Origin of the sequence: Micromonospora sp. NBRC 110009, assembly GCF_030518795.1 — a bacterium.
Lineage (GTDB): Bacteria > Actinomycetota > Actinomycetes > Mycobacteriales > Micromonosporaceae > Micromonospora.
The window spans coordinates 3,430,713-3,443,805 of the sequence record NZ_CP130427.1; the positions used below are offsets into that span (position 1 = coordinate 3,430,713).

The window sequence follows — 13,093 nt, forward strand, 5'->3', positions numbered from 1 at the left end:
CAAGTTACCGGGAGGTAATCATGTCGGAGGAGCCCCGCGTCGCCATCGTGACCGGAGCCGCACGCGGCATCGGCGCGGCCACCGCCCGCCGGCTGGCGGCCGACGGCATGGCCGTCGCCGTGGTCGACATCGAGGAGTCGGCGACCAAGGAGGCCGTGGACGCCATCGCCGCCGCCGGCGGCCGGGCCCTCGGGGTCGGTGCGGACGTGTCCGACCGGGCCCAGGTGGAGGCCGCCGTCGAGCGGGTCGCCGCCGAGCTGGGTGCGCCGACCGTGCTGGTCAACAACGCCGGGGTGCTCCGCGACAACCTGCTGTTCAAGATGACCGACGCGGACTGGGACACGGTCATGGGTGTGCACCTGCGCGGCGCGTTCCTGTTCAGCCAGGCGGTCCAGAAGCACATGGTCGAGCGGAAGTGGGGCCGGATCGTCAACCTCTCCAGCACCTCCGCGCTGGGCAACCGGGGCCAGGCCAACTACTCCGCCGCCAAGGCCGGCCTGCAGGGCTTCACCAAGACCCTTGCCATCGAGCTGGGGCCGTTCGGGGTGACCGTCAACGCGGTCGCGCCGGGCTTCATCGTCACCGACATGACCGCCGCCACCGCCGCCCGGATGAAGGTCGACTTCGCGGCACTCCAGCAGCACGCCGCCGCGGAGATCCCGGTCCGCCGCACCGGCCGGCCGGAGGACGTGGCGCACACCATCTCGTTCCTGGCCAGCGAGGGCGCGTCCTTCGTCTCCGGTCAGGTCATCTACGTCGCCGGCGGCCCCAAGGACTGACCCGCCGCCCCTCCCGCGAACGGCCCCTCTTTCCGCCGAAAGAGGGGCCTCAGCATCGGTGCGGGTCAGGCGGGGTCGTGGCGGGTGCGCCAGAGCCAGAAGAGGCCGAGCATGGGGAGCACCAGCGGGATGTAGCCGTAGCCGCTGCCGAAGTCCGACCAGACCGTCTCGTCCGGGAAGAGTTCCTTGTCGGCGACGCTGAGGACGCCGACCGCGACCACCCCGACCAGCTCCACCGAGCAGCAGGCCAGCGCGACCCGGCGACCGGTGTGCCCGGCCCGGGCCAGCCCGACCGCCGCCACGATGTAGATCAGCGCGGCCACCGCGGAGAGCAGGTACGCCACCGGCGCCTCGTCGAACTTGGTGGCGATCTGCAACCCGGCCCGCGAGGTCGCGGCGATGGCGAAGAGGATGTAGACCGCGATCAGCAGCCGGCCCGGCCCCTTGTTGGTGGCGCGCTCGGGCGCCCTCGTCTCAGCCACCGACGACCTCCCAGGTCTGCTGCAAGCGGACCACCACGACCGGGGTGACCAGGCAGATCGCGCAGACGATCGCCGAGCCCCACCGGGTCGGCTCCATCCGGGCCAGCACCCAGGCCAGCGGCGGCAGGCAGACCAGAGTCACCAGGTAGCCGAAGAAGGCCCCCGGCTCGCCCGGCCGCTCCCCGCCGCCGAGCGCGACCAGCGCCACCACGGCGAGCGCGAGCAGCGCCAGCTCCAGCACGGCCAGGCCGGCGAACTGGAGCCGGTCCGGCGCCCGGTGGCGCACCGCCGCCACCAGGGCCCAGATCGCGAGTACGAGCGACAGCACGATCGCGGCCGTCGCGAGGATCCCGTCCACCGGCGAGCCCGCCGCGGCGGCGCTGGTGATCGACGCAGTCCCAGTCACCGGCACAGCCTACTAAGCGTCGTAGTAGCCACTCTCGCCCGGCTCTCCCACGGGGTCGCGGCGCGCCGGCCGGGCCGTGCGACTAGCGTGGATCACGGCCACCGGTGTACGCCGTGGCGGAGGACGACAACAGGGGGTCCGTGGTGCGGTTCGGCTTGTTCGGCACCGGTCACTGGGCGGCGGAGACGCACGCCGCGGCCATCGACGCCCACCCCCGGGCCACCCTGGCCGGGGTGTGGGGACGGGACCCCGCGAAGGCGGCGGCACTGGCCGAGCGGCACGGGGTGCCGGCCTTCGACGACGTGGACGCGCTGCTCGGCGCCTGCGACGCGATCGCCGTGGCGCTGCCGCCCGACGTGCAGGCCGAGATCGCCGTGCGGGCCGCCGCCGCCGGGCGGCACCTGCTGCTCGACAAGCCGCTGGCGCTGAGCCTCGCCGAGGCCGACCGGGTGGTCGACGCCGCGCAGGCGGCCGGGGTGGCCTCGGTGGTCTTCTTCACCCAACGGTTCCACCCGAACATCACCGGCTTCCTCGCCTCGACCGCGGCGGCCGGGGGCTGGCAGCACGCTCGGGCCACCATGTTCGCCTCGATCTACCAGCCGGGAAATCCGTACGGGACCTCGGAGTGGCGGCGGCAGCACGGCGCGCTGTGGGACATCGGCCCGCACGCGCTGTCGCTGATCCTGCCGGTGCTCGGCCGGGTCACCCGGGTCGCCGCGATGAACGGCCCGAGCGGTCTGGTCCACCTGCTGCTCACCCACGACGGCGGCGCCACCAGCACGCTCTCGCTCACCCTCGACGCGCCGGCCGAGGCGGTCACCCGGGACTTCGTCTTCTTCGGCGAGAACGGCACCGAGACCGTCCCGCCGGGCGACGGCAGCGTGCTCCAGGCCTTCGGCACGGCGATCGACCAGCTGCTGGAGGAGGTCGAGGCGGGCACCCGCGACCACCGCTGCGACGTGCGGTTCGGCCGCGAGGTGGTGGCCGTGCTCGACGCCGCCGAGACCGCCCGCGCCGAGGGGCGCACGGTCGACCTCTGACAATTCCGTCGCGAGCCGGGCCGCCCCCCGGCTAGCCTGGCCGGCATGTTCACGCACGCCCTGCTCGACGTGGCCGTCACGCCGGCCGCGCGAGGGCTCCTCCTGGTCGCCCGTCCGCGTGTCCGGCGTCCGGCCCTGGCCGGCCGGGCCGCCCACCGCGCCTGACCTGACCATCCGCATCGCCGGCCGCTGACCGGGCCGGCCGGTGCCGGCTGCCCGGTGGCGAACGTTCGCATCGCGTCCCCCGCCGACTCTCCAGGGTCGTCCGAGTCCCATTCGCTCGGGCAGGCCCGCTCCGCGCTGCCTGTCCGTACCGTCGCCGCCCGGCGACAGACAGGACGATCCCCGTGGCGCCCCGCCGACACCGCACCACCGCACGCGACCGGTCCCGTCGCGTACTGTCCCAGAACTTCCTCGCCGACCCGGCCGCCGTCGCGCGGATGGTCCGGGCGGCCCGGCCCGGCCCGGACGACCTGCTGCTGGAGGTGGGTGCCGGGCGCGGCCAGCTCACCCGGCCGCTCGCCGCGCGGTGCGGCCGGCTGATCGCGTACGAGGTCGACCCGGCCGTCCTGGCCGAGCTGGGCGAGGTCTGCGCGGCCCTGCCGCACGTCCGGGTCCGGCCGGCCGACTTCCTCGCCGCCGACCCGCCCGACGAGCCGTTCGCGGTGGTCGGCAACATCCCGTGGTCGCTCACCGCCGCCGTGGTCCGCTGGTGCCTCGCCGCGCCCGGGCTGCGGTCCGCCACGCTGCTCACCCAGCTCGACTACGCCCGCAAGCGCAGCGGCGACCACGGCCGCTGGAGTCGCCTCACCGTGCTCACCTGGCCCGAGCACCACTGGCGGCTGGCCGAGCGGGTGCCCCGGGCCGCGTTCCGGCCGGTGCCCGTCGTCGACGGCGGCATCCTCCGCGTGGACCGCCGGCCGACGCCGCTGTTGCCCCCGGGGGTGCTGCCCGCCTACCGGCGGATGGTGGAGCTCGGCTTCGGCGGGGTCGGCGGCTCCCTCGCGGCCTCGCTGCGCACCGCCCACCCGGCCCGCCGGGTCGACGGGGCGCTGCGGGCCGCCCGGCTCGCCCCGGACACCCCGGTCGGTCTGGTCTGGCCCGAACAGTGGCTGGTGCTGTTCCGCCTGCTGCACGCCGCGGACCCGGCCCAACGGTCGGCGTCGAGCCGCAGGTGACCAGGGCCGGGCCTTCGACCCGCCTCAGGTGAGCGTGTTCAGCGCATCGGCCAGCTCGGCGGGGTTGTCGAACTCCTCCGCCGGGAGCGCCTTGAGCAGCTGCAACATCTCGGTGCTGCCGCCGTTCTCCTGGTACCAGCGGATCAGGTCCTCCCGGGAGACCGGGTAGTCGAGCCCGGCCAGGAACTCCTGCAACTGCACCCCGGTCACGGTCATGCCGACCGGCTACCCGCTCCGCCCGCCGGCATGCCCGGCGGGCGGGTGGGGCCGGCGGTTTGTCCGGGCGGGTCCCGGGTAGCCGCCCGGCATGCTGGTACAGCGGCTCGGCGCGCCGAGCGACTTCGACCCGTTGCTGGACCGCGTCCGGGACGCCCGGATCGTGATGATCGGCGAGGCGACGCACGGCAGTTACGACTACTACCGGCTGCGTGAGCAACTGACCCGGCGGCTCGTCGCCGAGCAGGGCTTCGACTTCATCGCCGTGGAGGGGGACTGGCCGGACTGCGACCGGGTGCACCGCTCGGTGGTGGGCGCCCCCGGCGGGCTGGCCGATCCGCTGGCCGCCCTGGAGCGGTTCGAACGCTGGCCCACCTGGATGTGGGCCAACGCGGAGGTGGCCCGCTTCTGCCGCTGGTTGCGGGCGTGGAACCTGGAACGTCCGGAGGGGGAACGGGCCGGCTTCCACGGGCTGGACGTCTACTCGCTGTGGGAGTCGATGCAGGCGATCTTCGACTACCTGGGCGAGGAGGACCCGGCCGCGCTGGAGGCGGCCCAGGAGGCGTACCGCTGCTTCGAGCCGTACGGCAAACAGGTCGAGGAGTACGGCATGGCCAGCCGGTTCGTCTCGGCCCGCTGCGAGGAGGAGGTGGTCCGGCTGCTGGCGCGTACCCGGGAACAGGCCACCGCGGACGGCCCGGACCGCTTCTCGGCCTGGCAGAACGCGGAGGTGGTGGCCGGCGCCGAGCGCTACTACCGGGCGATGGTCGGCGGTGGCCCGGAGTCGTGGAACGTCCGGGACACCCACATGGCCGACACCCTGGACCGGCTGCTGGATCTGTACGGGCCCGGTTCGCGCGGCATCGTCTGGGCGCACAACACCCACGTCGGGGACGCCCGGGCCACGGACATGGCGGCGGACGGGATGGTCAACATCGGACAGCTGGCCCGGGAGCGGCACGGACCGGACGAGGTGGTGCTGGTCGGCCTGGGCAGCTACCGGGGCACGGTGATCGCCGCGCCGCGCTGGGGTTCGCCCGCCGAGGCCATGGTGGTGCCGCCGGCCCGGGAGGGCTCGGTGGAGTGGCGGCTGCACGAGCTGATGCCGGAGCGCGCGGTGCTGGTCTTCGGCGGGCCGGACGAGCCGGAGTGGGTGACCGGTGAGGTCGACCACCGGGCCATCGGGGTGGTCTACGAGCCGACCTTCGAGTCCTGGGGGAACTACGTGCCGACCCGGCTCGCCGCGCGCTACGACGGGTTCATCTGGTGTGACGAGGCGACCGCGCTGCACCCGCTGCCGGCGTTCAGCGCGCCGGGCGAGATGGAGACCTACCCGGCCGGGGTCTGACCGGGGTGTTAGGAGGGGCCCCTTGTTATGCACGAGGCGTTAACAGGGGACCCCTCCTTTCATCACACCCCGGCGGGCTCGCGCTCGGCGAGGTGGGCGCGCAGCCCCTCGCCCTCGACGTCCACGTTGGGCAGGATCCGGTCCAGCCAGCGCGGGATCCACCAGGCGGCGGTGTTGAGCAGCGACATCACCGCCGGGACGATGGTCATCCGGACCACGAAGGCGTCGATGGCGACGCCGATCGCGAGCGCGAAGCCCATCGACTTGATCACCGGGTCTTCCAGGAAGACGAAGCCGCCGAACACCGAGATCATGATGAGCGCGGCGGCGGTGACGACCCGGGCGCCGTGCCCCATCCCGTTGATGGTGGCCTGCCGGGCGGTGTCGCCGTGCACGAAGTCCTCCCGCATCCGCGAGACCAGGAAGACCTCGTAGTCCATGGCCAGGCCGAACAGGATGCCGATCAGCAGGATGGGCAGGAAGCTGACCAGCGGACCCGGGGTGTCCAGCCCGACCAGGTCGGCCAGGTGGCCCTGCTGGAAGACCGCCACGGTGATGCCGAAGGTGGCCGCGACGGTGAGCAGGAAGCCGAGCGCCGCCTTCACCGGCACCAGGATCGAGCGGAACACCAGCATCAGCAGGAGCACCGACAGGCCGACGACCAGCAGCAGGTAGACCGGGAGCGCGGCGGAGAGCTTCTCCGACACGTCGATGCCGATCGCGGTGACGCCGGTCAGCAGCACGTCGGCGTTGCTGATCCCGGCGACCTGGTCGCGGATCTCGTGCACCAGCGTCTCGGTGGCGGCGTCGGTCGGGCCGGTCTTCGGGATGACCCCGAGCAGCGCGGTCCGGCCGGTCGGGTCGAGCTGCGGCGGGGCCACCGCCAGCACCCCGTCGGTCTTCTGGATCAGCGCGGTGACCTGCGGTACGGCGGCCTGGGTGGCCTGCGGCGAGTCGGCGGTGACGACCACCGCGAGCCGGCCGGTGAAGCCGGGGCCGAAGCCCTCCCGGATCAGGTCGTTGCTGACCCGGGCCGGGGTGCCCTCGGCCGCGGCGGAGGCGTCCGGCAGCGCCAGGCGCATGTCCTGGGCGGGGATCGCGAGCAGGCCGAGGCCGAGCAGCCCGACCAGGATCACCGGGATGCGCAGCCGGGTCACCCAGGGCGCCCAGCGGAACCCGAAGCCCGACCGGTGCTCCGAGCCCACGGCGGGCGCCACCGCCCGGTTACGCAGCTTGCGCGGGAGCACCTTGCGGCCGGCGAAGCCGAGCAGGGCCGGGGCCAGGGTGATCGCCACCAGCACGGCCACGGTGACCGTGCCGGCGGCGGCCAGGCCCATCACGGTGAGGAACGGGATGTCCACCACCGCCAGGCCGGCCAGCGCGATGACCACGGTGGCGCCGGCGAAGACCACGGCGGAGCCGGCGGTGCCGACGGCCCGGCCGACCGCCTCCTCCGGGGAGTGCCCGTCGAGCAGGTTCTGCCGGTGCCGCGAGGTGATGAAGAGCGAGTAGTCGATGCCGACCGCCAGGCCGAGCATCAGGGCCAGGATCGGCGCGGTGCTGGTCAGCTCGACCGCGCCGCTGAGCGCGTACAGGCCGGCCATGCCGACGCCGACGCCGATCAGCGCGTTCAGCATGGTCATCCCGGCCGCGACCAGCGAGCCGAAGGTGACGATCAGGACGATCGCGGCGACCAGGACGCCGAGCGCCTCGGTCGAGCCGACCTCCGGCTCGGCGTTCAGCACCTCGCCGCCGGGGGCGATCTGCCAGCCCTGCGCCTCGGCCGGCGCGCCGACCTTCTCGTACGCGTCGCGCTGGGCGTCGGTCACGTCGTCCGCCCGGCCGGAGAACTGCACCTGGATCAGGGCGTACCGGCCGTCCGGGGTCAGCGCCTTCACCTGGTACGGGTCGACCGCGCCGACCACGCCGGGCAGGGTGGCCGCCTCCTGGGTGACCTGCTTGACCACCGCCTGCCCCTCCGGGGTGAGGAGCTGGCCGGCCTGGGGCGCCTTGACGGCGATGGTGCCGGTGGCCCCGCTGGCCGCCGGGAACCGGTCGGCGAGCAGGTCGATCGCGCGCTGCGACTCGGTGCCCGGCATGGTGAAGTTGCTGGCCGTCGGCCCCTTCAGGGTGGCCGCGGCGACGCCGAGGCCGACGAGTACGACGAGCCAGACGACGGCGACGAGTCGCCGCCGGCGCAGTGATGCCCGGCCGAGCCGGTACAGCAGGGTCGCCATGGACCTTCCTTTGCCCTCGGGGTCGGAACTGGGGTCAGGTGGTGGGCTCGAGCGCGCGGCGCGCCACGGCGAGCAGCGCGGGCCGCAGCTGCTCGTCGGGGATGTCGAGGAACTCGCCGCAGGTCTCGGCGATGCCGGCGAGGACGACCAGCGCGGCGATCCGCGCCGCCGGGCGGTCGGAGTGGCCGGCGAACGCGGTGATCAGCCGTTCGGAGATCTGCTGGACGTGCGCGAACGCCGGCTGCTGGAGCAGGTCGGGGAACTCCCCGCGGAGCAGCGCGATCTCCCGGCGGAAGCGCACCGCCAGGTCGACGAAGCCCTCGGCGGCGACCCGCTGGGCGTCCGCGCCGACGTGCTCGGCGAGCCGGGCGTCGAGCGCCTCCAGCATCGCGATGGCGGGTGCCATCAGCTCGCAGAGCAGGGCTTCCTTGTTGGCGAAGTGGTAGAGCACGGTGGCCTTGGAGCAGCCCACCTCGCGGGCGATGTCCTGGAGCGAGGTGCCCTTGTAGCCGGTGACGGCGAAGCGGCGCGCCGCCGCGGCGAGGATCTCGTCGTGGGTCTCGGGTACTGCGCGTGCCATGTCCTCCAGCATGCCTGACCGATCGGTCAGGAGCTGACCGATCGGTCAGACGGATTGCGTGGCCTTCGCCACAGCACTGCTCAGGCCGCCGCGCCGTGCTCCCGGTCGTACGCGGCCCGGGCCGCGCTGATCGACTGCCGGTGCCGCTCCGCCCAAGCGGTCAGCGCGACCAGCGACTCGTAGAGCTCGAGTGCCATCGGGGTGGCGGTGTACTCGACCTTCGGTGGCACGGTCGGATGGACGCGCCGGTGCAGCAGGCCGTCCCGCTCCAGGTTGCGCAGGGTCAGCGTGAGCATCCGCCGGCTGATCCCCTCCACCTGCCGCTCCAGCTCGGTGAAACGGATCGGCCCCTGCGAGGCGGCGATCAGGATGCCGATGCTCCACTTCCCACCGACCCGGTCCAGCGCCTCCCGGACCGTGCAGGCCCGCGCCTGCTGGGCCGTCACGGTCACACAGCTGTTCCCCTGGGACACCAAAGTGCCTCCTTCCGCTCCGCCTGATGGTCACAGACGATGGCCTCGGTAACAAACCGTGCACCAAGGAGGCACTCCGATGACGGGGACCAACCGCTGGCCCGCGCTGCTGGTGCTCTGCGCCGGCAGTCTGATGATCATCCTGGACGGCAGCATCGTCGCCGTGGCGCTGCCGGCGATCCAGGCCGACCTCGGCTTCTCGGCCGCCGGGCTGGCCTGGGTGGTGAACGCCTACCTGGTGGCCTTCGGCGGCCTGCTCCTGCTCGCCGGGCGGCTCGGCGACCTGCTCGGCCGGCGGCGCGTGTTCCTGGCCGGGGTCGCCCTGTTCACCCTCGCCTCGCTGCTCTGCACGGTGGCCGCCGGGCCGGCCACGCTGGTCGCCGCCCGGTTCGCGCAGGGCGTCGGCGGCGCGCTCAGCACCGCGGTCAGCCTCGGCATGATCGTGCGGATCTTTCCCGAGGCGGCCGAGCGGGCCCGGGCGATTGCCGTGTTCAGCTTCACCGGGGCGGCCGGCGCGTCGATCGGCCTGCTCGTGGGGGGAGTCCTCACCGACCTGGCCGGCTGGCGGTCGATCTTCCTGATCAACCTGCCGATCGGGGCGGTGATCCTGGCCGCGACCGTGCGGCTGATCGCGCCGGACCCCGGGGTCGGGCTGCGCGCCGGCCTGGACCTGCTCGGCGCGGCGCTGGCCACCGCCGGGCTGATGGCCGCCGTCCTGGCCATCGTCGGCGCCGGAGAGCACGGCTGGACCTCGCCGCGCACCCTCGGCGCGGCCGGGCTCGCCGCGGCGCTGCTGGCCGGCTTCGCGGCCCGGCAGCGGGCCACGGACACCCCGCTGCTGCCGCCCCGGGTGCTGCGGGCGCCCGGTCTGGTCGCCGCCAACGCGGTGCAGTTCCTCATGGTGGCCGCGTACTTCGGCTTCCAGTTCCTCCTCGCGCTGCACCTGCAACTCGTCCTCGGCCTGGACCCCGCCACCACCGGCTTCGCCTTCCTGCCCACCCCGCTGGTGATCGCGGCGGTCTCGCTGGGCCTGGCCGGCCGGCTGGTGGCCCGGTTCGGCGCCCGGCCGGTGCTGGTCGGCGGGCTGGCGCTGGCGGTGGCCGGCTTCCTGCTGCTCGCCCGGCTCCCGGTGAACGCCGGCTATGCCCGCGACGTGCTGCCGGCGCTGCTGGTCTTCGGGGTGGCCGGCGGGCTGACCCTGCCGGCGGTCACCACCCTGGCCATGGCCGGCGCGGATCCCGCCGACGCCGGACTCGCCTCGGGGCTGGCCAACACCACCCAGCAGGTCGGCGGGGCGCTCGGCCTGGCCGTCCTCGCCACGCTGGCGGCGAGCCGCACCGAGATGTTCCGCGCCGCCGGCACGGACCCCGTTGCCGCCCTCGCCGCCGGCTACCGGTCCGCGTTCGCGGTGGCCGCCACCCTGGTCACCGCCGCCCTGCTGCTCGCCCTCCTCGCCGCCCGCCGGTCCCGCCGTTCCGCCCCCACCCCGGTCCCGACCAGCGCGGTACGGGCCCGCTGACCCGTCGCAGGGGCCGACGGGCGGCGGCGGAACCCGTGCCTTCCTGCGTGGCGGTGCCGGTCCCCGGCGCCGGATCGGGCCGGGTCAGCGATCGGGACCGGGCAGCACCCGGGCCAGCAGGTCCAGGGCGGCCGGGTAGGCGTGCGCGGGTGGGCGGGCGTACCCGATCACCAGGCCGGGCGACTGCCCAGCCGGTTCGTGATGGTGCTCGGTGAGCCCGCTCAGGGCCAGCCCGTGCGCGGCGGCCGCGGCCAGCACCTCCGCCTCGCCCGGGCCGCCCGGTCGCAGGGGCACGGTGGCGTGCAGGCCGGCCGAGATCCCGCCCAGGGTGGACGACGCCGCCAGCCGGGCCAGCAGCAGGTCCCGGCGCTGCCGGTAGCGCCGCCGGACCGTCCGGATCTGCCGGTCGTAGCCGTGCGTGGTGATCAGGTCGGCGAGGGCGAGCTGACCGATCGTCTCGGTGTGCAGGTCGAGGTGGCGCTTGGCGTCGACCACCGGATCCACCAGCCGGGCCGGCAGCACCACCCAGGCCAGGCGCAGCGCCGGCCCGAGCGTCTTCGCCGCCGTGCCCACGTACGCGACCTGCTCGGGGGCCGTCCCCTGGACCGCGCCGACCGGCTGGCGGTCGTACCGGAACTCGCCGTCGTAGTCGTCCTCGATCACCAGGCCACCGGTGCTCCGCGCCCAGTCGGTCAGCGCGTGCCGGCGCGACGGGTGCAGGGTCACCCCGGTGGGGTACTGGTGCGCCGGGGTCACCACCGCGGCGCCCACCCCCGCCAGGGCGCCGGCGCCGAGCAGGTCGGTGCGGGCGCCCCGCTCGTCCACCGGCAACGGCCGCACCGTCCCGCCGTGCCGGCGGACCACCTCCCGGTGGAAGGTCAGCCCGGGGTCCTCCATCGCCACCGCGGGCGTGCCGCCGTCGCGGAGCACGGTGGTGAGCAGCACCAGCGCCTGCACATACCCGGTGGTGATGACGATCCGCTCCGGATCGGCGAGCACGCCCCGGGCCCGCCCCAGATAGCCGGCGAGCGCGGCGCGCAGCTCGGGCCGGCCGCGCGGGTCGCCGTAGCCGTACGCGTCCGCACCAACCACGGCCAGCGCTCGCCGGGTGGCCCGCAGCCAGGCGGTGACCGGGAAGAGCCCGACGTCGGGGCTGCCGGGCCGCAGGTCGTACCGGTGGTGGGTGGGGCCGGGCGGTGGCGCTGCCGGCGGCGGGGCGACCCGGCGCAGTGGGCTGACCTCGGTGCCGGCGCCGATCCGGGCCACCAGCCAGCCCTCGGCGACCAACTGGTCGTAGGCGGCGCTGACCGTGCCCCGGGACAGGCCCAGCTCGGCGGCGAGGGCGCGGGTGGCGGGCAGCCGGGTGGCCGGCGGCAGCCGGCCGTCGCGGATGGCGTCCCGCAGGGCGCGTTCCAGCCCGGCCCGCCGGCCGCCGCTCGGGTCCAGCTCCAGGTGCAGGTCGACGCCGAAATCGGCCCAGTCCATCGGCATGGAATTGGAGCTTAGGGTGGACCGCCGACGCGACGAGAATCGCCGCATGACCGAGCTGAGCCGGCGGGCCGCCGCGCTGCGCGCGCTGCACCGCCCCGGAGATCCGCTGATCCTGCCCAACGCCTGGGACCCCGGATCCGCCCAGGCCGTGGTCGCGGCCGGCTTCCCGGCCGTCGCCACCAGCAGCGGCGCGGTGGCCGAGGCGCTGGGCCACGCCGACAACGAGGCCACCCCGGCGGCCGAGATGTTCGCCGCGGTCGCCCGGATCGCCGCCGCCGTGCCCGTACCGGTCACCGCCGACCTGGAACGGGGGTACGGGTTGCGCCCGGCCGAGCTGGTCGAGCGGCTGCTGGCGGCCGGCGCGGTCGGCTGCAACATCGAGGACTCCGACCCGCGCACCCGGGAGCTGCGCGACCGCGAGGAGCAGGCCGACCTGCTCGCCGGGATCCGGGCGGCGGCCCGGGAGGCCGGGGTGGACCTGGTGCTCAACGCTCGGGTCGACGTGCACCTGCGGGCGTACGGGCCGCCGGAGGGACGGCTCGCCGAGGCGGTCCACCGGGCCCGGCGCTACCGGGCGGCCGGGGCGGACTGCGTCTACCCGATCGTGCTGGCCGACCCGGCGGCGATCCGGACCCTGGTGACCGAGGTGGACGCCCCGGTCAACGTGTTCGCCCGCCCCGGCGCGCCAGCCCTGGCCGAGCTGGCCGGGCTCGGGGTGGCCCGGATCAGCTTCGGTTCGGGGCTGTACGAGGCCGCGCGCGCCCGTACCGTCGAGATGCTCGCCGCGATCCGGGCGGGCGAGGAGGTGTTCCCGACCGGAGGGGAGGCAGGGTGACCTACCCACCGCCGCGCTACTCAGGAGACGTCGGCGAGCCGACCGCCACCTACCGCCCGGCCGACCAGCCCCCGGAGCTGGTCTATCCGAGCGGTGGTACGGCGCACTACCTGGCCACCGGCGCGTCGACGAACGGGCAGTTCGGGCTCTACCGCTGGGAGATGGGGCCGCGGCCGAGCGGCCCGGATCCGCACTTCCACCGGTCCATCTCGGAGTCGTTCTTCATCCTGTCCGGCACCGTACGCATCTACGACGGGCGGCGGTGGATCGACACCGTGCCCGGCGACTTCGTGCACGTTCCCGAGGGTGGCGTCCACGCGTTCCGCAACGAGTCCGGCGAGCCGGCCTCGATGCTGCTGCACTTCGCCCCCGGCGCGCCCCGGGAGGGCTACTTCGAGGGCCTGCCGGACCTGGCCGACAGGACCGAGGAGGAGCGGACGGAGTTCTTCCTGCGGCACGACACGTTCTGGATCTGACTCCCGCGGTGGCCGTGTCGGGTTGCTGGCGCG

Annotated in this window: 14 protein-coding genes; 7 read left to right on the forward strand and 7 right to left on the reverse strand. The window is 74.7% G+C overall.

Annotated features, from left to right (window positions below; genetic code table 11):
• The first annotated feature begins 20 nt into the window (after positions 1–20).
• On the forward strand, positions 21–779 hold the full coding sequence (gene fabG, locus Q2K19_RS16470; protein ID WP_302772043.1) for a 3-oxoacyl-ACP reductase FabG: 759 nt from the start codon (positions 21–23) through the stop codon (positions 777–779).
• Between the two features lie 65 nt (positions 780–844).
• Here fabG and Q2K19_RS16475 read toward each other — a convergent pair whose 3' ends face one another.
• A complete protein-coding gene (locus tag Q2K19_RS16475; RefSeq protein WP_302772044.1) occupies positions 845–1,261 on the reverse strand; it encodes a hypothetical protein in 417 nt (138 codons plus the stop codon).
• The gene (locus tag Q2K19_RS16480) at positions 1,254–1,673 is read right to left on the reverse strand and encodes a hypothetical protein (protein ID WP_302772046.1); all 420 of its coding nucleotides are present in this window, start codon (positions 1,671–1,673) and stop codon (positions 1,254–1,256) included. Before Q2K19_RS16480 ends, Q2K19_RS16475 begins: the two co-directional genes overlap by 8 nt.
• Positions 1,674–1,807: 134 nt before the next feature.
• On the opposite strand from Q2K19_RS16480, the gene Q2K19_RS16485 reads away from it, so the two are divergent.
• Entirely contained in the window at positions 1,808–2,707 is a 900-nt protein-coding gene (locus Q2K19_RS16485) for a Gfo/Idh/MocA family protein (RefSeq protein ID WP_302772547.1), read from the forward strand.
• 347 nt (positions 2,708–3,054) lie between these two features.
• On the forward strand, positions 3,055–3,885 hold the full coding sequence (gene erm / locus Q2K19_RS16490) for an ErmE/ErmH/ErmO/ErmR family 23S rRNA (adenine(2058)-N(6))-methyltransferase (RefSeq protein WP_302772047.1): 831 nt from the start codon (positions 3,055–3,057) through the stop codon (positions 3,883–3,885).
• Between the two features lie 24 nt (positions 3,886–3,909).
• Here the strand turns inward: erm and Q2K19_RS16495 are convergent, their stop codons facing one another.
• Entirely contained in the window at positions 3,910–4,101 is a 192-nt protein-coding gene (locus Q2K19_RS16495) for a DUF2795 domain-containing protein (RefSeq protein WP_302772049.1), read from the reverse strand.
• Between the two features lie 91 nt (positions 4,102–4,192).
• On the opposite strand from Q2K19_RS16495, the gene Q2K19_RS16500 reads away from it, so the two are divergent.
• Positions 4,193–5,449, forward strand: a complete 1,257-nt coding sequence (locus tag Q2K19_RS16500; protein ID WP_302772051.1) for an erythromycin esterase family protein — start codon at positions 4,193–4,195, stop codon at positions 5,447–5,449.
• A gap of 62 nt (positions 5,450–5,511) precedes the next feature.
• On the opposite strand, the gene Q2K19_RS16505 is transcribed toward Q2K19_RS16500, so the two are convergent.
• The 3 genes from Q2K19_RS16505 to Q2K19_RS16515 all read right to left on the reverse strand — a co-directional run bounded on the left by Q2K19_RS16505 (position 5,512) and on the right by Q2K19_RS16515 (position 8,739).
• Entirely contained in the window at positions 5,512–7,686 is a 2,175-nt protein-coding gene (locus Q2K19_RS16505; RefSeq protein ID WP_302772054.1) for an MMPL family transporter, read from the reverse strand.
• Positions 7,687–7,720: 34 nt separating this feature from the next.
• Positions 7,721–8,266: a TetR/AcrR family transcriptional regulator gene (locus Q2K19_RS16510; protein ID WP_302772055.1), complete on the reverse strand. Its 546-nt coding sequence runs from the start codon at positions 8,264–8,266 to the stop codon at positions 7,721–7,723.
• A gap of 80 nt (positions 8,267–8,346) precedes the next feature.
• A complete protein-coding gene (locus Q2K19_RS16515; RefSeq protein WP_302772057.1) occupies positions 8,347–8,739 on the reverse strand; it encodes a winged helix-turn-helix transcriptional regulator in 393 nt (130 codons plus the stop codon).
• A gap of 79 nt (positions 8,740–8,818) precedes the next feature.
• Here Q2K19_RS16515 and Q2K19_RS16520 point away from each other — a divergent pair, with 79 nt between their 5' ends.
• Positions 8,819–10,258, forward strand: a complete 1,440-nt coding sequence (locus tag Q2K19_RS16520; protein ID WP_302772058.1) for an MFS transporter — start codon at positions 8,819–8,821, stop codon at positions 10,256–10,258.
• Between the two features lie 84 nt (positions 10,259–10,342).
• Here Q2K19_RS16520 and pdxR read toward each other — a convergent pair whose 3' ends face one another.
• Positions 10,343–11,749, reverse strand: a complete 1,407-nt coding sequence (pdxR, locus tag Q2K19_RS16525; RefSeq protein ID WP_302772060.1) for a MocR-like pyridoxine biosynthesis transcription factor PdxR — start codon at positions 11,747–11,749, stop codon at positions 10,343–10,345.
• Between the two features lie 46 nt (positions 11,750–11,795).
• Between pdxR and Q2K19_RS16530 the strand changes: the two genes are divergently transcribed.
• Both Q2K19_RS16530 and Q2K19_RS16535 read left to right on the forward strand, forming a co-directional pair.
• Complete coding sequence (locus Q2K19_RS16530; protein ID WP_302772062.1) at positions 11,796–12,584, forward strand: isocitrate lyase/PEP mutase family protein; 789 nt, start codon at positions 11,796–11,798, stop codon at positions 12,582–12,584.
• A complete protein-coding gene (locus tag Q2K19_RS16535) occupies positions 12,581–13,060 on the forward strand; it encodes a cupin domain-containing protein (protein ID WP_302772063.1) in 480 nt (159 codons plus the stop codon). Before Q2K19_RS16530 ends, Q2K19_RS16535 begins: the two co-directional genes overlap by 4 nt.
• Positions 13,061–13,093 lie beyond the last annotated feature (33 nt).